This window comes from Candidatus Zixiibacteriota bacterium (assembly GCA_022865345.1).
Taxonomy (GTDB): Bacteria; Zixibacteria; MSB-5A5; order MSB-5A5; family RBG-16-43-9; genus RBG-16-43-9.
This window is the reverse complement of sequence record JALHSU010000241.1, coordinates 1-20,528: the sequence shown is the minus strand read 5'-3', so window position 1 is coordinate 20,528 and position 20,528 is coordinate 1. Positions and strand designations below refer to the sequence as shown.

Here is a 20,528-nt window from a genome sequence, read left to right as displayed (position 1 = left end):
TACAAAAAAGGGATAACCAGATTGGATGGCCTTATCTTGACTGACAAAAAGGAGGAGGAAAAGAAGGTATCGGAGCTTTTGAGCGAGATTAAAGTAAAAGAGGTATGGATGGATATGGATTGTCTCTCGATTTCGAATGAACCAAGCGGCTTGGTAGCCCGTATGCGGAACCTACGAGAATTCAATCAGTTCTTCGGGAAGGTTAAGGTTTTTTCGATTTATCCCGATAAAAACTCTGAAGGGGGGACTGAAGTTGAAAGTCCCCTTTTGATAGTGAGTTATGGAAAATTCAAGCTCCTGGTGAGTGAGCGGTTTTTGCCTGAAAGCACCGTTTTTGAGCTTCAACCGGATGTGGTGAGTTTTAATCCTCAGGGAGCTAATACAAGCAATATAGAACACTTAGCACTGAACAGTGGAATCCAGGAATTAATAATTTCAGGCTATAATAAATTCAAATTTTCTCAGAGTTTTGAGAATAAAGTTTTCCAGACTTCCAGGCTCGGAGCAGTGACAATCAAAGTTAAAAGTAAAAAGTTTGATATCAGCACAGTGCTGGGAAAAAGAAAAATAACCTATAGTCTTTAGTATGAGTTTAAACGGAAATTTAAATACCCTCTCCTTTCCAGACTTGCTGCAGCTAATCGGCTCCAGCAAGAAAACCGGGGTGCTGACCCTGATGCGTCAGGCACAGAGAAAAGAGATCTACTTCCGGGAGGGAAACATTGTCTATGCCACTTCCTCTAACACCGAAGAGGAGTTGATCGGTAACCTGCTTATAAGGCTGGGCAAACTTTCTCAGGCTGAATTAGATCAGGTTATAAAGCTGCACCGGGCAACCGGTAAGATGATCGGGGCAACAGTGGTGGAGATGGGGCTTTTGAAAAAAGAAGAACTGGTCGCCTGTCTGAAATTGCAGATCGAGGAGATCGTTTACAACCTTTTTAGCTGGAAAGAGGGGGATTTTATTTTCCAGGACGACAAAGAGCCAGCAGAAGGACAGATTACCACCAATCTTAATACCATCAATGTCATTATGGAGGGGACCAGAAAAATAGATGAAATGGTGGAGATGCAGAAAACCCTTCCGAAGGATGATATGGTGCTGAAGGGTAATCCGAATCCCAAGGTCGGTTCTTCCTCTTCGGTCAGCCTGAGCCTGGATGAGTTCAAAGTATTGCTTATGGTTGACGGGGAGAGAACCTATCCAGATATCTTAGAGGAAAGCCCTCTGGGTGAATATAGCACCTCCAGGGCACTGCTCAAGCTTATAGATCAGGGGATGGTGACTCCGGGAGAAAAAAGGCAGACCAGAAAAGACAAGAGGAAGGAAGAATCGGCTCTGCTGGAGATTCTAACTCAGGTATTCTCCACCAGCTTTTCGATAGTGGATAAAGTCCTGTTGCAGAAATTGGGTAAAGTTCAGGAGAAATTGTGGGAGCGTGCTTTGACTCAAAAGCAGTCCTCATTTCCGGTTCTAAATCATCTGATAAAAAACGGAACTTTACTTCAGTCCAGTGATTTTGCAATGCGATTGAACAATATCCCGGAAGAGGTAAGATTACACCAGGTTTCCCATGGCCTGCAGGGCCTGCTTTCAGGATATCTGACCTTGGCCCATAACTACCTGGGGGAGGATATCACCAGGCTTATCACCACTGAGATAAAGAAAAGCACAGCTCCTTTTCTTCTAAAGGAAAGGGAAGTGGTAAAGAAATACAGTTTAGAAGATGACCTTTTCAGAACTCTTAAATTGGCTTTAAAAGGGGAGGAGTCGGTTTAGAGGATGAAGTCGTCTGGGTTAAAATCGAAATTTCGGTCCATTTGGTTAATTTTGCTCCTGGTTTTTTTACCCTGGAGCAGCTGCCTGGCTGAGGAGCAAGCTACAAGCGAGGCATCCTTTTTAGGGACTTTGCTTACCCTCATAATTCTCTTGATCCTGGGCAGCGGCATCTTTTTTGCTCTTAAAATCTATTCATTACTTAAGGGGGGAGAGCTTTCTTCGGTCTGGGTTTTCTCGGGTCTGGCTCTGTCGATTTTGCTTATTTCGGTTTTCCTGGAGTTTCTGCAGAGTTTAGGCGCAGTAAGCGGTCTGCCCACTTTTGTTTTCCTTTTTCAACTTCTGGGTTTTTTTCTTCTGGTTTTTGGATTAATTCTTTTAAAGAAAAAACTCAGTTGAAAAGGGCATTCCTCCTAAGGCTCTATTCTTTAAAGTTAAGTTATTCCCTTAAAATGTCGATAATTTCCATGGTATATCTTTTTTAGAGAGAAAAGATTATGGCTAATCTATTGGAATTAGAAGAAAGGATTGACAAGTGTCAAAAAATCCTTTCTGAGCATCCAGATTCTCAGATATTTGCAGCTCTGGCAGAGGCTTACAGGAAAAAAGGAGAGCTGGATAGGGCGTTTGAATTTTGCCGTAATGGGCTGAGAAACCATCCGGATTATGGGGCCGGACATCAGATTATGGCCAAGATAAATTTTGACCGGGAGATGTATTCAGAGGCAGAAAAAGAGCTCCTTTTAGCCATAAAATCAGATGGCAGAACTCGTTTGACCGAGCAGCTCTTAGCGCGGATAATGACAAAAAGAGGAGAATTCAAAGAAGCAAAAAATATAGTCGAAAAACTTCTTTCAACCGACAAAAAGAATTCAACCCTCAAAACCCTGCTGGAGGAAGTTCAGAAAGGTCTCAAGGAGGAGAAGAAGGAGAAGAAAAGGGAAGCAGTTTTGATGCCTCCAGAGGAGACTTTCCGTCAGGAAGAGAAGCCGGTAAAAATAATTGATAAGAACCTACCTTTTTCAGAGGCTCTTTTCAGCTTAACCTCTCTGCCAAGTCTTATGGCGGCATTAGTGATAGGAGATGATGGTCTGGTCAGAGAAAGCAGATTAAAGATCGATTTTGACCAGGAAAGCCTTGGAGCTACAGGCACCCAGATTTTCAGGGAGATAAGAGAAAACCTTCCCTCGATCAACTTCGGCGAGCTGCACCAGTTCCTGCTGGAAACTGAGGAGATGGACTTCTGGGCAGTCAGGTTAAAAAAATACATCTTGCTGATGGTCTGCCGAAGCGAAGCCAATCTCGGGTTTTTGAAGATACAGGTTGATCAGATATTAGAGAGGTTGGCTGAAGAGTAAAATTCAAAAAGGCAAAAAACCATGGAAAGAGAAGACAATTTTAAAGAATACCGGCAGTTTTTTATACTTTCTGCCTTCCTGGCGGTTTTCCCGCTGCTCTTTTTTCCCAAGAGTCTCGGGTTCGAATTAAAACCTCTTTTGCTTTTTCCATTGGAACTGCTCTGGTATATCTTGATTTACTTTCTCCTTTTCCCTTTTCTCTCCTTTCCTATGGTCATGCTTTATTCTTTTTTTAGTTTTTTGCTCAGGGTTTCAATCGGCATAATCTTCGGAGTTCTCATTTCCTTTATGTTCTCTTTGAATCTGCTTTCATCCTTGAAATCGGGGATCGCAACCTATCTTCCGTCGATTCTGTTTCAGCTGGTACTGCTGCCCCTGCTTTTCAAGTTTTCTTTTGGAGACAAGATCATAAAACATGAGAGGGATAAAAAATTGGAGAGGTCCAAGCCTATCCCGGAGGTGAGGGATGAAATCGTTCCTCTCCACCCAAAGGCTGAACCAAAAGAAGGCACTCTGGAAAATGCTTTGAGCTACCTCAAGGAATATTCCGGGGTGGAGGGAGCTTTTTTAGTTGACTCCGAAGGGTTGATTCTGGGACAAACTTGCGAGGAAGGTTTGGACGGCGAGAAGGTTGCTCCTTTAGCCTTGAGCCTGGAGGATATAAATTCCAATCTGCTAAAAAAATTGGGAGAATCCAAGATAGAAAGAATTCAGCTGTTCACCCCCAAGAGATGGATAAATCTAAATAGGGTTTTAGATTTTACGCTGGTAACCATAGCCAGTCGTAATACGGATGAACTGCTGAACATTCGAATAATGAAATCAGCTGAAATGCTCAAAAAGTTCTTAAAAGAAAAATATGGAAAACTCCTGGGATCAGAGGAGGGAAGAAATGTATCAGATCTTAGAGGAGCTTAACAAAACCACCGGTATCACCGGAAGCATGTTGGTGGGGAATGATGGTATTATCATCGCGGCGGATCTGGACACCAGATTTCAAGATGAGACCGTGGGCGCCATGGCAGCTTCGATCATCAGTACGGTTCAGAAATCTCTGGAGAGGCTGAAAAGTACTCATCTGAAGCAGGTAACCATCGAAGCCGAGCAGGGGAAGCTTTTCCTGACGGATGTGGGTTTTGGGATACTGGTGGTGACGACCGAGCCGAACGTGAACATCGGATTGGTTCGGTTGGAGATCAAGAACACTGCTTCTAAAATCAAAGAGCGGAATTTTTAAAAAAAGAGAAGAAAGCAGAAGATGGTCTCGATAAACTATGCTTTCAGAGAGATCTCCTGTAAGATAGTCTATTACGGACCGGGGTTGAGTGGCAAGACCACCAACCTCATTTATATACATAAGAAGGCTCCTCCTCAAACCAAAGGAGAGCTGATCTCTTTGGCAACCGATGCGGACAGAACTCTTTATTTTGATTTTCTGCCCATCGATATAGGTCCGGTACAGGGGTTTGCGACAAAATTTCAGCTCTACACGGTTCCGGGCCAGGTTTATTACAATGCCACCAGGAAACTGGTCTTGAGAGGAGTGGACGGGCTGGTCTTTGTGGTTGATTCGCAAGCAGCTAAGTTAGAGGAGAATATCGAAAGCATGAATAATCTGATAGAGAATCTGGAAGAATACGGTTATGTCCTGGAAGAGCTCCCCATGATTATTCAATATAATAAAAGGGACTTAGAAGAGGTATCCAGTTTAGAAGAGCTGGAGAAGTGCTTGAACCCCAGGGGACTCCCTTATTTTGAAGCTGTGGTGGTCAAGGGGATAGGTGTCTTCGACACTCTGAAAGCCATCAGCAAACTGGTTCTGGAGAAAGCCAGGGGTAAATCTGAGCCAGAGGGGAAAAAGGAACTGGTCTCAGTGGCAGCAGAATCTAAACCTTCGGTTATGCCATCAGCCGAGAAAGAAGAGCTGGAGAAAAAGCCGTATGCTCCCCCAAGAGAAGCTGTACCTAAAACTCCGCTGGGGAAAGATTCTTTTGAAGAGGTGGAAAGAGATCTAGAGCAGCCCGAGAAAACCTACCGGGTGGAAGAAAAGTTGGAAAAAACGAGAGAAAGAGAAAAAGAAGAACAAGCCAAAGAAGCAGTAAGATTACAGAAAGAGAAAGAGGAGGAGTTAATCAAGGCAAGACTGAGAAAGCAGGAAGAAAAGGCAAGAAAGGATAGAGAAGAAGCAGAAAGAAAGAAGCTGTTCATGGAAAAGCTGGAAAGAGAAATGGCGGAAGTCGAAAGACAAAAGAAGGCATTGGAATTGGAAAAAATTAAAGAAGCAGAAGAGTTGAAGAAAAAAGAGCAAGCCGCGCTAATCGAGAAAATGAAAGAGATGGAGGAAGAAAAGAAGACGCTTATCCAAAGTCAATCTGAGGTCGAAAGGGAAACTGTCGAGGCTGAAAGAGTCTCTAAAGAGGCAGTCCCAGAGAAGCCGGCTCAAACGGTAAAAGCTGAAGAAACCAGTCTTCCGTTCCAGAGTAAAGTTATCATTTCGCCGATGTTAAGACAAAAGAAAACCAAGCCCGCCAAAGGCGGATTCTTGTGGAGATGGATACAAAAAATAGCAGGTCCGAATTTGGATCCAAAGGACAGGAGGTAAAAATTGCTGGATGATAACTTGATTATCCATGAGGAAGAGATCGAGAAAATCGATCGGGCTTTGATTAAGCTGATCAAAGGGGCTGAAGCTAAATGCGCTCTCCTGGTGGATAAAGACGGCCACCTGATAACCCGTCAGGGGTTCACCCATTCCCTGGACACAACGGCTTTGGCAGCTCTTCTTGCAGGAAGCTTTGCCTCTACCCGGGAGATCGCCCGATTAGTCGGGGAGCCGGAGTTTTCGGTTCTTTTCCATCAGGGGAAAAAGGACCATATTCATATCTCCTTAGTAGGGGAAAGATCGATCCTGGTGGTTATCTTTGACGACCGTACTACCATTGGGATGGTCAGGCTTTATGCCAAGGAATGTGGTGAGGAATTAGCCGCTATCCTGGGGCAGGCACACCAGAGCAAGAAGAAAAGCGAGCCAGCTATAGATTCTGGCTTTGCCGCATCAGCCGAAGACCGGTTAAATGATATTTTCAGAGATTAAAACTGATCAGCTTTAAAAGTCTCAGAGTAACTAACTATGTCTGTAGAATTGGGGGAGATGCTGGTCAAGGCTGGGAAGATCAGCCGTGAACAGTTAGCTAAAGCCTTAGAGCTCCAGAAAAAAGGTGATGCTAAGTTAGGGCAGGTCCTGGTGAAAATGGGCGCCATCCAGGATGAGGATGAGCTGTCCGAATTCATCGGGAGACAGCTTAACATCGGAGCTCTGAGGATTTCGGATATCGAGCTTAACCCCGAAGTCGTCAAGCTCATTCCTGCGGACATCGCCAGGAAATTCAACGTTATTGCGGTCAGCAAGTTAGGCCGTACCTTAATAGTCGCCATTTCAGATCCCAGCAACATCTACGTATTAGATGCAGTCAAATTCATCACTGGCTGCTCGATTCAGCCGGTCATCAGCCCGGAAAAAGCCATCCAGAAAGCCATCGATGTCTACTATCAGGAAAGCTCCGGAATAGATGAGATCCTGAAAGGGATGAAAGAAGAGGATCTGGAGGTCATAGAAGCTTCTGAAGAGGTTCCCACAGAACAAGACCTGCGCTCAGCAGTACAGGACAAACCTTTAGTAAAATTAGTAGACGGGATTATCTCGGATGCCATAAAAAGAGGTGCCTCGGACATTCATTTGGAGAGTTATGAGAAAAGGATCAGGGTTAGATACAGATTAGACGGCAACCTGCAGGAGATGTCTCCTTTACCTTTCAAATACCGGGCGGCTATAGTCTCCAGGGTAAAGATTATGGCAGATTTGGATATTTCAGAGAGAAGACTGCCACAAGATGGAAGGATCAAAGTCAAGATAGGAGACCGGGCAGTGGATATTAGAGTATCAGTTCTGCCAACTATCTTCGGAGAGAAAGTGGTTATGCGTATTCTGGATCCCAGAAGCTTGATGGTGGATCTGACTAAACTTGGATTTCCGGAAAAGGGATTAAAACAATTTGCAGAAGCGATCAAGTTACCTTATGGAATGGTTTTGGTAACCGGTCCCACGGGAAGTGGTAAAACCACCACTCTGTATTCGGCTTTAAAACAGATTAATGAACCGGATATAAATATAATGACAGCAGAGGACCCGGTGGAATTCAATTTCGATGGCATAAATCAGGTAGCCATAAAGAGCGACATAGGTTTTACCTTTGCCACCTGTCTGAGGTCCTTTCTGCGTCAGGACCCGGATGTTATCATGGTGGGAGAGATAAGAGACGGGGAAACAGCCGATATAGCTATTCGAGCCGCTTTAACCGGACATTTAGTTTTCTCTACGGTGCATACTAATGATGCGGCGAGTACTATCAACCGGCTTGTAGACATAGGAGTGCCCGGTTATCTGGTGGCTTCAGCAGTAAGATTGATAATGGCTCAGAGAATGGTAAGGAAGATTTGCAATTTTTGCAAAGATGAAGTTGAAGTGAGGCCGGAAACACTTTTGAGATTAGGTGTTCCGGAGAACGAGATTAAAGATTTCAAGGTTTATCAGGGTAAGGGTTGTCAGGAATGTAATAAAACCGGCTTTTCCGGCAGAACCGGTCTATTTGAGATTATGCCTATCACTCCGGATATCGAGAAGATGATCTTAGAGGGTAAATCCAGTCAGGAGATAAATGCGTATGCCGTTGCTAATGGGATGCTGACGCTCAGAATGGCTGCTATAGAGAAGCTCAAAAATGGTATAACTTCCATCGAAGAGGTAATAGCGGAAACCACAGTTTAGATTGATTTGTTCATAGCCACTTTAGTGGCGTAAAACTTGACTAAAGTCGGTTTGAACTGGAATAACGGTGTAAAACAAAAAGCCATGAGCTTTACACGTTGAGCGTGACCATTTCTGCTCTACGTTGGTCTCCTGACCAACGTCGAAAAAATATGGTAGCGTCCGGGTTTATCCCGGACGTTTTTTTGTATCGGTCCAATCTTTGGCGGGACCATTCTTGTTTCGGTAAGGTACAAGCTTTAGGTTGCGAACTCACCCTGAATCCCTCTCTTGTAAAAAGATGGATTTTTGCTCCCCTTCTCTTAGTAAGTCGAAGATCCCGCCAAAGGCGGGGAGAAGGGGCCAGGGGATGAGTTCGAGTGACTGAAGAAACTCACCCTGAATCTCTCTCTGGGAATGAGAGGGATTCGTAGCGCGACCCTTTCAGGGTCGCTGACGATTTTATGTAGGGGAAAACTTCAGCCTTCCATTTTTTCTGGTGGGGTCAGAGTTACCTCGTCACACCATAAAGGAAATTAGGATCGGGTGGTAATACCTTAACTTTTTTTTGTAGCGGAAGGCTTTAGCCTTCCATTTCCTTGTGGAAACCTGAAGGTTTCCGCTACATTAAATACCTAACCTTCTCCTCAGGAAGGAGAAGGAATCGTAGCGCGTCCCTTGCAGGGTTGCTAAAGATTTAAGGTAGAGGTCCCGCCTGTGGCGGGACCATTCTTGTTTTTAGAAAAAAAATAATCCCATCTTGCCCTCAAGGTGGGATTATGAGTAACCTCACCCTGACCCTCTCCTAAGAGGAGAGGGAGAAACTAATATGCCCTTAATCCTTTCTTTATCTCCTCCGCCTTTTGATATACCTCCTCAATTCCTCCAACCATATAGAATGCTTGTTCAGGCAGGTTGTCTAATTCTCCCTGAATTATCTTTTTGAACCCTTTGATGGTATCTTCTAATTTCACATATCTGCCTTCAGTTCCGGTAAATGCTTCTGCCACATAAAAAGGCTGGGATAAAAATTTCTGGATTCTCCTTGCCCGGGCTACAATCGTCTTATCTTCCTCTGAAAGCTCATCCATTCCTAAGATTGCGATAATATCCTGCAGGTCTTTATATCTTTGTAAAATCTTCTGTACTGTCCTGGCGGTTTCATAATGTTCCTGACCAACAACATTTGGGTCTAAAATGCGCGAAGTCGATGCCAGGGGATCAACTGCAGGATATAAGCCTAATTCAGTAAGCTGTCTGGATAAAACCGTTGTGGCATCTAAATGAGAAAAAGCAGTTGCAGGTGCCGGATCAGTCAGGTCATCTGCAGGCACGTAGATTGCCTGAACCGAGGTTATGGAGCCTGATTTGGTGGAGGTGATTCTCTCCTGCAGGTCACCCATCTCAGTGCCCAGGGTAGGCTGGTAACCAACTGCAGAGGGCATTCTGCCCAGAAGGGCTGAAACTTCTGAGCCAGCCTGGACAAATCTGAAGATATTGTCGATGAATAACAGGATATCCCGGTTCTCTTCATCTCGGAAATATTCAGCCATTGTCACACCGGTCAAACCAACTCTTAATCTGGCACCAGGCGGCTCATTCATCTGTCCGAAGACCAGAACGGTCTTAGAAATAACACCGGACTCCTTCATAGAAAGCCATAAGTCGTTTCCTTCTCTGGTTCTCTCGCCTACTCCACAGAAAACCGAATAACCACCATGCTCTTTAGCTATATTTCTGATCAGTTCCATCACCACCACTGTCTTGCCCACTCCAGCGCCTCCAAAAAGCCCTACTTTCCCGCCTTTTACATAAGGCTCTAAAAGATCGATCACCTTGATCCCGGTCTCGAAAATGGAAACCTTTGTATCCAGATCTTCAAATGCAGGGGGGTGCCGGTGAATCGGATATTTCTTCCCTCCATCCTGCAGAGGGCCTAATTCATCAATAGGTTCTCCTAAGAGGTTGAAGAGCCTGCCTAACGTTTTTTCTCCGACCGGAACGGTGATAGGACCTCCGGTGTCAATTGCCTGCATCCCCCGGACCAAGCCATCAGTTGAGGCTAAGGCGATACAGCGGACCAGATCATTCCCGATGTGCATGGCTACCTCAACTGTCAAATTGATATTCCTTTTCTCGTCCACGATCTTAATTGCGTTCTGGATATTAGGCAGTTTGTCCGAAGGGAACTGAATATCCACTGTGGGCCCGATTATCTGCTTGATTATACCAATATTCATTTCTATTTTACTCCTTTACTAAGAATTTATCTTGATTGGAGTGTAAAGCCGTCAAGGTCTTGTCCGCAGGATCCTGGCGAAGACTTCAGCTTTACGAAGAATGGTAAACCTAAAGGTTTACACTCCAGTATATCCAGTTTGGTTCTAAGCGACTTTAGTCGCGACGCTTCCGCCACTAAAGTGGCTATGAACAATACAATTTCTTCAAACCGACTTCAGTCGGGTTCTTAATATCATTTTAAAGCCTCTACTCCGCTGGCGATTTCCACCATCTCCTTGGTGATCGCAGCCTGCCGGGCTTTATTCCTGAGCAAAGTCAGTTGGTCAATCATCTCATCGGCGTTTCTGGTAGCGGATCCCATTGCAATCATTCGGGAGCCCTGCTCCGAGGCAAATGCTTCAGATAAGGCTATCTGAACACGGGTCAGGCAATACCTGGGTAAAAGGTTATCAAAAAGCATCTCCGCTGAAGGCTCGAATATATATTCTATGTAACCTTTCTCTTCTTCCTCAGGCCTCTCGATATTCAGAAACTTATCCAGAGCTACCCGATAAGAGGTGACGGTCAGAAATTTAGTGTAGAGCAAAAAGATCTCATCCACCTCTCTGGATAAGAAAAGATTTACCAGGTTAGCGGTTATCTCTTTTGTTCTGGTAAGCTCTAACTTACCTCCCAAATCTATATATTTCAACCTTATCTCATAGGGTCTTCTGCGGTAATGGTAGAATCCCTTTTTGCCTATGAGTACTAACTTGATCTTGTTCTTACTCTCCTGACTTAAGAACTCCTCTGCCTTGCGAAAAACATTCACATTATAAGAACCGCAAAGTCCTCTATCCGAAGTTATTATAACCAGGCACTTGTGCTTGACCTCTCTTTTCTCAAATAGAGGATGGGTTATGGTGGTTGAAGCTGAGGAAAGGTTCTCCAGGATAACTTGCATTTTTGATGCATAAGGTCTGGAGGATACAAGCCTGGTCTGAGCTTTCCTAAGCTTGGCAGCAGAGACCAGCTCCATTGCCCTGGTAAGCTGCATAGTGCTGCTAACAGATCTTATCCTTCGCCTTAAGATTTTTAATGATTCCATATTTTAGTTACCGCGTCTGAGTGGGTTCGATAAATCGAACCCCTACATTACCGTGTAGTTGCTTGATTTATCAAGCTATTTTGCTCAATGAATCGAGCAACTAAATATTGTGCCTGCCACATCCCCTGACCTAGCAGGTTTCTCGTCGGGTCAGGGGACCCGACGAGCACAAGCTTTAGCTTTACTTTTTTGGTAAACCTGAAGGTTTACACTCCAAAGAATCTGGTTCGATGAATCGAACCCCTACTTTAGAAACTCCTGTTTGAATTTCTTTATGGCCTCATTCAATTTCTTTTCAGTTGCCTCGTCCAGATTCTTAGTCTGCGAAATTGAATGTCCTACATCCGGATACTGAGATTCCATGAATTTATGGAATTCGACCTCAAAGGGTTTGACCAGTTCCAGTTTAACATCATCTAAATATCCGTGAGTTGCCACGTATATAATCATCACCTGCTTTTCCAGAGGCATAGGCTCGAATTGAACCTGCTTCAAGATCTCCACCGTTTTTTCACCCCGATTCAACTGGGCTCTGGAAGCCTCATCCAATTCTGAGCCAAACTGGGCAAAAGCAGCCAACTCCCGGTATTGAGCTAAATCCAGCTTAAGTCTCCCCGCCACTTTTTTCATAGCTTTAGTCTGGGCATTGCCACCTACTCTGGAGACTGAGATTCCTACGTTGATAGCAGGTCTGACCCCGGCATAGAAAAGATCCGATTCCAGATAAATCTGACCATCAGTGATGGAGATCACGTTAGTAGGGATATAAGCAGTAACGTCACCAGCTTGGGTTTCGATTATCGGCAGAGCAGTTAATGAACCGCCTCCTAAGTCATCCCTTAATTTAGCAGCCCTTTCCAAAAGCCTGGAGTGCAAATAAAAGATGTCGCCGGGATAGGCTTCACGTCCGGGAGGCCTTCTCAAAAGCAAGGAAAGCTGCCTATACGCCTGAGCATGTTTGGAAAGGTCATCATATATCACCACCACATGTTTTTTATTATATAAAAACTCCTCCCCCATGGCGCAGCCGGCATAAGGGGCGATATATTGCAAAGGAGCTGGGTCTGCGGCTGATGAGGCAACAACCGTGGTATATTCCATTGCCTTATAATCCTCAAAGATCTTCACCACCTGAGCTATGGTTGAATCCTTCTGTCCGATAGCTACATAAATACAATAGATGTCAGAGTTTTTTTGATTGATTATAGTGTCTAAAGCCAGGGCAGTTTTCCCGGTCTGCCGGTCACCGATTATTAGTTCTCTTTGACCACGTCCGATCGGTATCATTGAGTCTATAGCCTTAAGTCCCGTTTGCACCGGCTCCTTGACCGGTTGTCTCTGCACCACGTTGGGCGCTCTTCCTTCGATCGGTCGGAATTTCTCAGTAACAACAGGACCTTTTCCATCCAGGGGCTGGCCCAGGGCATTAACTACTCTTCCGATTAAAGCTTCTCCCACCGGGACTGAGGCGATCCTGCCCGTTCTTTTGACTATATCCCCTTCCTTAATCTGCTGGTCTGAGCCGAAAATGGCAGCTCCTACGTTGTCCTCCTCTAAATTAAGTATGACCCCGATTACATCATTCGGGAACTGGATCAGCTCGCTCATCATCGCATCTTCCAGACCCCAGATTCGGGCAATCCCGTCCCCAACCTGCAGGACCACACCCACACTCTCCATCTCCAGCTTGGTTTTGTATTTTTCGATCTCTTTTTGAATTATCTGACTGACCTCTTCCGGCCTTAAAGGCATAAATACTCCTTCGATGTTCGCTGTTAGCTATTGGCTTTTCGATATTATAACTTAAGTTACATCATTGAAACAAGCCTAATGAATTCGGCAACTACTTCTAATATTTTCGTAGCGTCAGGGTTTACCCCTGACGTTGTTTTTGTTCGTCCCGTAAAGTAACGGGAAGTTATAACCTGTAGCGTCCTCACTCCCGTGAGGACGGTAATCCGTTGCCACAGGAGTGGCAACGCTACGGTCTTTTCAGACTTTCAAACTCAGAAGGCTTTCTCTCAATTTGTCGAGTTCGGTTCTGATGCTCTTATCGATGATCTGATTACCGACAATTACTCTTATGCCACCGATTATCCCAGGGTCGAGCTTGAAAATCAAGCTCACTTTTTTACCAGTCTTTTTCTCCATTTTTTCTTTTAGAGACACAGATAACCCTTCATCCAGAGGTGAAGCGGTGATTACCTGAGCCTCGACCAGGCCTTCCTTCTCTTTCAAAAGTTTGTCGTAATCGGTGTTTATTCCACAGATCTGTTCCATCCGACCTTTGCTTAAAATGAAAAGAAAAAATTGATATAGAAGCTCAGATATTTTACCTCTAAGAGTCAGCTGAAGCATTTTCTCTTTATCTTCCCCTGATATCTGAGGTGCTTCAAAAAAGGCTCTGAGTTCAGAGTTTTTCTCCCACAGGTCTGAGACAAAGCTCAACTCTTTCTGAGTCTGCTCAGTTAGTCCTTCTCCGGCAGATTCAGACGCATTGAAAAGGGCGAGCGCATATCTTTTGCTGACTATCTGGTCAATCATCTAAATCTTCTCCAGTCCCTGGATGAAATCGGAAATGTATTTTCTGTCCTTCTCCTTGTCCAGTCGCACCTGGATGATTTTCTCTGCGGCTTGCAGGCTGAGATTCACCAGATCGTTTTTGAGCTGGACTTTGGCTTTTTCCAGCTCCCTCTGGATTTCCTCCTTGGAACGGCCTAAAATCTCCAGCGCTTCTTTACGGGCATTCTCTTTGACCTGGTTTGCCATCTGCTGGCCTTCTTTGACCGATTCCAGGATCTTCTGCCGGGCTAAGCCCTCGATATCTTTCAGCTTGGCTTCATATTCTAAGGTGAGCCCCTTCACATTTTCCCTCTCATCTTCGATCTTGTCGAATTCCGATTTTATCTTAGTCCGGCGTTCCTCTAAAATTCCTAAAAGCGGTTTCCAAGCAAATCTCTTAAGGATAAATAACGCAATGAGAAAGCCTATTATCTGAGTGACAACCTGCCCGATTTCTAAATTCATATATCTACCTCATGGCTAAAGGGAAGATAAAAAATCAATACTTCCCTGAAAGAAGGTAATTTTCAGGCGATCCTGAAAGGGTCGCGCCACCAATTCGTCTCAACCAATCTTTCCGGATAATACGAAAACAGTTACCAGGGCATAAATGGTCAGAGCCTCCAGGAGCGCACAGCCGATGATCATTCCTACCTGGATTTTGCCGGCGGCTTCGGGCTGTCTTCCCATTGCCTCCATTGCCGCAGAAACCGCTCTGCCCAGCCCGAAAGCTGAGCCGAAAGCGGCTATAGCTAACCCGAAGGGTAGAGCTAAAGCCAGCGCAGTTTGATAAGTCATAAAATCCTCCTTTTAACAAATAAGTTAAAGGTTATAAGTTAATGCTTTTCTTCCTCATGCGGAAACATAAGTAAAAAATATATAGTCGAAAGCAGGGTAAAAACTAAAGCCTGAATGGTACCGGTAAGCAAAGCCAGAAAGATAAAAGGAACCTGCAAAGGCAATCCCACCGGGAGATTCAAAAAGCTTAAAGCCATTACACCCAGGCTCACGAAGACAGCTATCAGGATATCCTCTCCGGTTATATTTCCAAAAAGTCGCAAAGAGAGACTCATCGGTTTTGCCAGCTCTCCTATAATATGAATAGGCAGGTTTATCGGGACTAAAGCCCAGGTCACAAAATCTCTGGGATTACCGGCTAAATGGTCTAAATAACCAATGATACCTAAATTTTTAATTCCTGTAAACTGGACATACAAAAATACGCAGATTGCCAGGGCAACTGTGGTATTTAAAGAAGAGGAGGGGGATTTCATCCCCGGTATCAACCCCAGGAAGTTCATACATAAGATATAAATGAAAAGCGTGCCCAGGAACGGGGTGAACTGTCTACCTCTTGGCCCTAAAATCCCACAGATGAAATTATCCAGGCTTTCAACTGCTATCTCCATAAAGTTCTGTAACTTCCCCGGTAACAGGGTTTTTCGTCTCGAAGAAAAATAGGCCACAAACCCCAGGATCAGAATGATTATCAGCGAGAAAACTACGTTCTGCCAGGTATGTAAGAACTGAACTAGTGCGGTCTTGCCATATCTCTCATAAAGTAAGGTTATGAAATTGGGAAGCTCCGGGGCACCTTGTTCGGCTGCCTTTTTGCCAGCTTCCTTTGCTCCAGTAGAGACTAAGAGGAGGAGAATATTTAGTATCCTGATCATCTTAAACTTTTATCAATGGAGTTGATTTTGTCCGGGTTCAACGGTGAGATCTTTTTGTCTTCTGTGGAAACAGAGGGGAGCACCACCTGTCCTAATGCCTTTAGAAAAGTGATAACAAAAATCAGGGTGAACCCTATAAGCAGGCTCTCCACTGGAAAATATTTGAATCTAAGAAGAATGTAGCCTGCAAAATAGAGCAATGGAAATTTGACCAGAAGTATTAAGGAAAGTTTTCCCTTGTTCGGTTTTTTCAGGCTGAATGCTTCAACTACAAGCTGGGTGATGAAAAACAGATTCAAACATCCCCAGGCGGTGCCCAGAAAAAGTCCCAGACCAAAAGGGAAGTTCCGATAAACCGCCACGAACAGAAATGCTAGGGCTGAGACAATCAAAGAGGTACGGATGATTCTATTTATGAATTCCAAACCCATAGGTTTTTCTTTTCAGTTATCCCCTTTATTTTCGTTATCCATCTCCTGCATTGCTCTTTTAACCAGATTATAGACCTCCTTGCCCGAGGCAATGAATCCAAATATAATAAAAAGTATCATCAGGTAGGGAGAGGTGTGCAGCTTTTTGTCCAGAAAATTACCTATGAAATAACCGATTATCGGGCCCACTGCCAGGATCAAAGGTATGACCGTGTAAATCCCTGCCTGCCTCAGGTTGGAATAAAACTTATCTTTGTTTTCCATTTCAATCCTTATATCTTGCATAAGCTCAAAACTAATTATTATACATACAAAACAAAAAAAGTCAAGTATTTTTAAAAATATCGAGCAGGCCAACTTGGACTTTTTTTTACTTGACAAAAGACAAGGGGGGAGGGTATTTTGTAGAATCGTATCTTCGAGAAGCTGACCTACCAAAACCTTACAGGTGTACGCATGAGGGAAACCAAGTTAAAAGAATCGGCCGTAAGAAAAAAGATTGATCTAATACTACATAATCTTGGCTGGATAATTGACGAAGAAGATCGCAAGTGTAATGTTATCACCGAGACACCGAAAACCGAGGAACAAAAAGAAAAATTGAAGGGTAAAGAGGGCGACTATTTTCTATACAAGTCTGGAACTGACAATATCCTAGCTGTCATCGAAGCAAAAAGGCCGGATGAAAGCATAAAAGATGCCCTGAGGCAGGGGGTTGAGTTTTACGCCGTACCTCTCGGAGTTAATATTGTCATAGCAACGGATGGAGCAATATTAGAGACATACCATGTCAAAGATAAAACAGAGTTAAAAATAGACGGTGAGCCGATAACAGATCTACTATCGGAGAAAGATTTACTAAGATTTATCGAGAAAGCAGATATAGAGTCACCGCAAGAGATAAAATACACTAAACAGGAACTTATAAAGGTATTCGGGAGAGCCAACGACCTACTGCGCCAGGAAGGGCTGAGAGAAGGAATCGAAAGATTTACAGAGTTCGCCAATATTCTATTTCTGAAATTAATCAGTGAAATGGAAGAGGAGAGAGAGAAGAACGACGAGAAAAGAATATTGGAAGAACAATATTGTTGGGGCAGTTTTTCGGATTTAGATGAACAAAGAATGTTGAGCTATATCAACGATACCATATTACCTCACCTTGTTGGAAGATACAATCATAGCGGAGATGTGTTTGAAACCAGACTGAAAATTACCAATCCTCGAATCCTAAAGAAAATCGTTGACGATTTAGGAAAGTTGAAATTGATAAATGTTGATTCTGATATAAAAGGTGACGCGTTCGAGTATTTTCTGAAAAACTCTGTCACTGTGGGAAATGATTTAGGGGAGTATTTTACACCCAGGCATATTGTGAAATTGATGGTCAAGCTTGTCGACCCCAATTTTGGCGACAAGGTTTACGATCCGTGTTGTGGAACGGCAGGTTTTTTAATTGAAGCATTCCATCACATAAAAAGCAAGTGTAGTCAGACCAAGAGGAACATTAAGTATCTAAAAGAAAAAACTGCATATGGCAATGAACTAACAGCTACCGCAAAAATAGCGAAAATGAACATGATCCTGACAGGCGATGGTCATACAAACATTAAGCAGAGAGACAGCTTAAAATATCGTGTTAAAAATATGTATGATATAGTTCTTACAAATTTTCCATTTTCTCAAAGAACGGATTACGGGAAACTATATGGGTTTAATACAGAAGACGCCAACCCGATTTTTATTAAGCATGTAATTGATTCTTTAAAAAATGGTGGTAGGGGAGGTCTAATTTCATTTCAGGGCGTGCTCTATGACAAGAATGCCACCTATGTAAAAATTAGAAGATATCTTTTAGAAAAATGTGAGTTAGAAGGTGTAATAAAATTACATAACTATGTCTTTCAACCATACACATCGGTAAATACAAGCATACTAATTTTTAAAAGAGGCAAGCAAACAAAGAAAGTCTGGTTTTTCTTGGTAGACGAAGATGGTTTTGAAAAAACTGGTAGCATAAAAGGACGTAGACCTATCGGATCGAATGACCTGAAATTGTTACAAGAATCATGGGATTCAAAAGCCACTACAGAGAAATCATGGATAGTAGATATTGAAACCATAAGAGTAAATAATTATAATCTTAATGCGGAAACCTATAAACCCCGACGAAAAGAAAGAACTAGGTTCGCTTCAGACAAACTCAGTGAGTGTGTAGAGGTTATTCGCGAGAGGGGTGAGGAACGGAAAATACCCTATATCGAAATAGGAGATATAGAGTTATACGGCAAAACCTATTTGTTAAAGGACAAGTCCTCAACCTCAACTTGCAAGGTGGCCCGTAAGAACAACATAATCATTTCTACAGTAAGACCTACCAGGGGGGCCGTGTCATACATTACAGAAGATGAGATAACTGTATCGTCGGCTTTTCTCATCGTCAAAAGCAATACACAAGAGCTTATGAATAGATTCCTGTTTTTTCTTCTCGCTTTTAACAATAGGTTTTACGATTACCTGCGAAGCCAGCAACAAGGTGCGACTTATCCTACGATTGAAGAGGCAAAAATATTGAATTTCCCCATTCCCCGCCTCCCCATTGATCTCCAAAATGAAAAGTTACAAATCTTTGAAAAACGATTAAGCATTATTCAGGCAACCACGCAATCCATAAAGAGTATAGAAAGTAATTTGTTTGACCCATTCATATTCGAGGATAAATTTGACAAGATGCCCCTAAAGGACTTGATATATCAGGGGAAAATGCAGAACGGGCTGTATAAGGAAAAACAATATTATGGCTCTGGTACTCCGATTGTCAGGATTGACAATTTTTATAACGGGAAATTGTTAAACAAGGAATTTAAGAAAGTAGTAATAACCGAAGAGGAAAAGAAAAGGTATGCCTTGAAAATGGGGGACATTTTACTCAATAGAGTAAATAGCGAAGATTATGTCGGCAAGTGTTGTGTGTTTGATGACGCCGAATCCATTTCTGTCTTTGAATCCAACATTATGAGATTCAGAGTTATTGAAAGTAAAGTTATCCCCGAATATATTGTTTTCTATTTTTCTTCAATCGGTGGGCGGCGGCAAATTCTCAGCAAAATAAAAAGAGCGGTAAATTAAGTTAGTGTTAATCAAGAAGACATTAAGTCAATTATGGTTCCAGTGCCAGAATTGGATACCCAAAAAAGTATTGTGAAGAAAATCAACACTGCGATAGAAACAGTTAGATATCTTGAACAAATTCGACAAGATAGTGCGCATTATCTTGCGTCGGAAATTAATAAGTTTTATTCCGATGAAGACCATGCGGCCAAGACCGACAAAATCTGAAAACAAATCCGGCAAATATCTTTATTACTGTCTCATACTCTCGGTTGGTATCCTAATCTTTCTGCCCGGCATTTTCTCCTTTTTTAATTCGGATGATTTTGTCTGGCTGAGAAACTCTCAGAAGATCAGCCTCGATACTATCTCTCATTTTGCCGTGAATTATAACCCAGTTTTAAAGTTCAGGCCTTTTACTCATCTTCTTTTCCAGTTTCTTTATGCGATTTTCCAGCTAAACCCTCTGGGTTATCACATCGCCAGTCTCTTTTTACATATAATAAATGCATTGATTTTCTATGCTCTCCTTTCGAAGTTCACCTCAGAACGCAAATTCTCGCTTTTCGCCTCCCTGATTTTCGTGTCCCATTTTGCCCAGGAGGAAACCATCCTATGGATTTCAGCCCTTTCCAGCCATCTGGTTACTTTCTTTTACCTCTGCTCGATCTGGTGCTTGTGGAGATATCTGGAAAAGCAGAAGTTAGGATTCTACTTGCTATCATTTATCTTGTCCGTACTGGCTTTGTTTTCCAAAGAGGATGGGACAACTATTTTCCTGGCAGTTTTTCTCCTGACAGCATTAAAATCATCCGGAGGTCTCACATCGAAGATCAAAAGGGGGATTTTGTTCTCGTCTCCGTTTTTCGGATTGACCGTGCTTTATTCGATTATCAGGTATTTTACTGTGCCTGAGCCTATAATGTCGAAGTTCATAACGCTCAATCCAGTGGTGATAATCAAAAACTTATGCTATTTCGGGATAAGCTTTCTTTTTCCGGTCAGGCTCTTCTTTGACCTGGTGGGTTTTAAGGTGCATTCTTATCTCAATAACATAGTTCAATTCAAATTGAATAATTTCTGGGCAATCCTGGTTATATTAATTATAAGTTTGGCTTTTCTTTTACTGATTATTCACTTTCTGAGAAAGAAAATCCCTGGTTTCAAATTGGGCCTGGTCTTGATTCTCATCGGGATTTTGCCTTATCTCCTGGTTAATGGAAATGGCCAGAGGTTTCTTTATTTTTCTTCCTTAGGATTTTCTATATCAATGGCAAGTCTGCTGATCTATTTCCTGGAAAGGGTGAATAAACTCAGGTTCTTGAATTTGTTTATCGCCGGCATCCTCATCTTCAATGGATTGGTTCTTTATGAAAGAGCTGTCTGGTGGAGAAAAGCAGGGGAAGTCTGTCAGGAGGTTATCCATCAAGCAGGTAAGATAATCAGCCTCTCTCCTCAGGATTCAGAAATCTATTTTGCCAATC

General features: G+C 43.1%; 19 protein-coding genes and 1 pseudogene. 11 read left to right on the top strand and 9 right to left on the bottom strand.

Annotation, left to right across the window (positions count from 1 at the left end; all coding sequences use genetic code 11):
* The 9 genes and pseudogenes from MUP17_11410 to pilB all read left to right on the top strand — a co-directional run.
* Nucleotides 1-585 (top strand): hypothetical protein (locus MUP17_11410; protein MCJ7459588.1); only part of this gene is annotated, 585 nt, incomplete at its 5' end.
* Nucleotide 586: 1 nt separating this feature from the next.
* Nucleotides 587-1,780, top strand: coding sequence for a DUF4388 domain-containing protein (locus MUP17_11405; GenBank protein MCJ7459587.1), 1,194 nt, complete (start codon nucleotides 587-589; stop codon nucleotides 1,778-1,780).
* Between the two features lie 3 nt (nucleotides 1,781-1,783).
* On the top strand, nucleotides 1,784-2,176 hold the full coding sequence (locus MUP17_11400) for a hypothetical protein (protein MCJ7459586.1): 393 nt from the start codon (nucleotides 1,784-1,786) through the stop codon (nucleotides 2,174-2,176).
* A gap of 98 nt (nucleotides 2,177-2,274) precedes the next feature.
* Nucleotides 2,275-3,135 carry a hypothetical protein gene (locus MUP17_11395; GenBank protein MCJ7459585.1) on the top strand — a complete coding sequence of 287 codons (861 nt, stop codon included), beginning with the start codon at nucleotides 2,275-2,277 and terminating at the stop codon, nucleotides 3,133-3,135.
* Between the two features lie 21 nt (nucleotides 3,136-3,156).
* The gene (locus tag MUP17_11390) at nucleotides 3,157-4,053 is read left to right on the top strand and encodes a roadblock/LC7 domain-containing protein (protein MCJ7459584.1); all 897 of its coding nucleotides are present in this window, start codon (nucleotides 3,157-3,159) and stop codon (nucleotides 4,051-4,053) included.
* Nucleotides 4,028-4,372: a roadblock/LC7 domain-containing protein gene (locus MUP17_11385; GenBank protein MCJ7459583.1), complete on the top strand. Its 345-nt coding sequence runs from the start codon at nucleotides 4,028-4,030 to the stop codon at nucleotides 4,370-4,372. Before MUP17_11390 ends, MUP17_11385 begins: the two co-directional genes overlap by 26 nt.
* A 21-nt stretch (nucleotides 4,373-4,393) precedes the next feature.
* Nucleotides 4,394-4,969, top strand: a pseudogene (locus MUP17_11380) (GTPase domain-containing protein).
* A gap of 771 nt (nucleotides 4,970-5,740) precedes the next feature.
* The gene (locus MUP17_11375; protein MCJ7459582.1) at nucleotides 5,741-6,229 is read left to right on the top strand and encodes a roadblock/LC7 domain-containing protein; all 489 of its coding nucleotides are present in this window, start codon (nucleotides 5,741-5,743) and stop codon (nucleotides 6,227-6,229) included.
* A 36-nt stretch (nucleotides 6,230-6,265) separates the two neighbouring features.
* Nucleotides 6,266-7,960: a type IV-A pilus assembly ATPase PilB gene (pilB, locus tag MUP17_11370; GenBank protein MCJ7459581.1), complete on the top strand. Its 1,695-nt coding sequence runs from the start codon at nucleotides 6,266-6,268 to the stop codon at nucleotides 7,958-7,960.
* Between the two features lie 803 nt (nucleotides 7,961-8,763).
* Here the strand turns inward: pilB and atpD are convergent.
* From atpD to MUP17_11325, 9 genes are all read right to left on the bottom strand, one after another.
* Nucleotides 8,764-10,179, bottom strand: a complete 1,416-nt coding sequence (gene atpD / locus MUP17_11365; protein ID MCJ7459580.1) for a F0F1 ATP synthase subunit beta — start codon at nucleotides 10,177-10,179, stop codon at nucleotides 8,764-8,766.
* A 233-nt stretch (nucleotides 10,180-10,412) separates the two neighbouring features.
* Nucleotides 10,413-11,267 (bottom strand): ATP synthase F1 subunit gamma, encoded by an 855-nt coding sequence (gene atpG / locus MUP17_11360; protein MCJ7459579.1) that lies wholly within the window; start codon nucleotides 11,265-11,267, stop codon nucleotides 10,413-10,415.
* Between the two features lie 243 nt (nucleotides 11,268-11,510).
* On the bottom strand, nucleotides 11,511-13,019 hold the full coding sequence (gene atpA, locus MUP17_11355; GenBank protein MCJ7459578.1) for a F0F1 ATP synthase subunit alpha: 1,509 nt from the start codon (nucleotides 13,017-13,019) through the stop codon (nucleotides 11,511-11,513).
* A gap of 240 nt (nucleotides 13,020-13,259) precedes the next feature.
* The gene (gene atpH / locus MUP17_11350) at nucleotides 13,260-13,811 is read right to left on the bottom strand and encodes an ATP synthase F1 subunit delta (protein ID MCJ7459577.1); all 552 of its coding nucleotides are present in this window, start codon (nucleotides 13,809-13,811) and stop codon (nucleotides 13,260-13,262) included.
* The gene (gene atpF / locus MUP17_11345) at nucleotides 13,812-14,294 is read right to left on the bottom strand and encodes a F0F1 ATP synthase subunit B (protein ID MCJ7459576.1); all 483 of its coding nucleotides are present in this window, start codon (nucleotides 14,292-14,294) and stop codon (nucleotides 13,812-13,814) included.
* Between the two features lie 99 nt (nucleotides 14,295-14,393).
* On the bottom strand, nucleotides 14,394-14,627 hold the full coding sequence (atpE, locus tag MUP17_11340; GenBank protein ID MCJ7459575.1) for an ATP synthase F0 subunit C: 234 nt from the start codon (nucleotides 14,625-14,627) through the stop codon (nucleotides 14,394-14,396).
* Nucleotides 14,628-14,665: 38 nt separating this feature from the next.
* The gene (gene atpB, locus MUP17_11335; protein MCJ7459574.1) at nucleotides 14,666-15,502 is read right to left on the bottom strand and encodes a F0F1 ATP synthase subunit A; all 837 of its coding nucleotides are present in this window, start codon (nucleotides 15,500-15,502) and stop codon (nucleotides 14,666-14,668) included.
* Complete coding sequence (locus tag MUP17_11330) at nucleotides 15,499-15,933, bottom strand: hypothetical protein (GenBank protein MCJ7459573.1); 435 nt, start codon at nucleotides 15,931-15,933, stop codon at nucleotides 15,499-15,501. Before MUP17_11330 ends, atpB begins: the two co-directional genes overlap by 4 nt.
* 12 nt (nucleotides 15,934-15,945) lie before the next feature.
* Nucleotides 15,946-16,197: an AtpZ/AtpI family protein gene (locus MUP17_11325; GenBank protein MCJ7459572.1), complete on the bottom strand. Its 252-nt coding sequence runs from the start codon at nucleotides 16,195-16,197 to the stop codon at nucleotides 15,946-15,948.
* Between the two features lie 192 nt (nucleotides 16,198-16,389).
* Here MUP17_11325 and MUP17_11320 point away from each other — a divergent pair, with 192 nt between their 5' ends.
* Nucleotides 16,390-19,062, top strand: coding sequence for an N-6 DNA methylase (locus MUP17_11320; protein MCJ7459571.1), 2,673 nt, complete (start codon nucleotides 16,390-16,392; stop codon nucleotides 19,060-19,062).
* Between the two features lie 184 nt (nucleotides 19,063-19,246).
* Nucleotides 19,247-20,528: hypothetical protein (locus MUP17_11315; protein MCJ7459570.1), on the top strand; the 1,282-nt coding region annotated here is incomplete at its 3' end.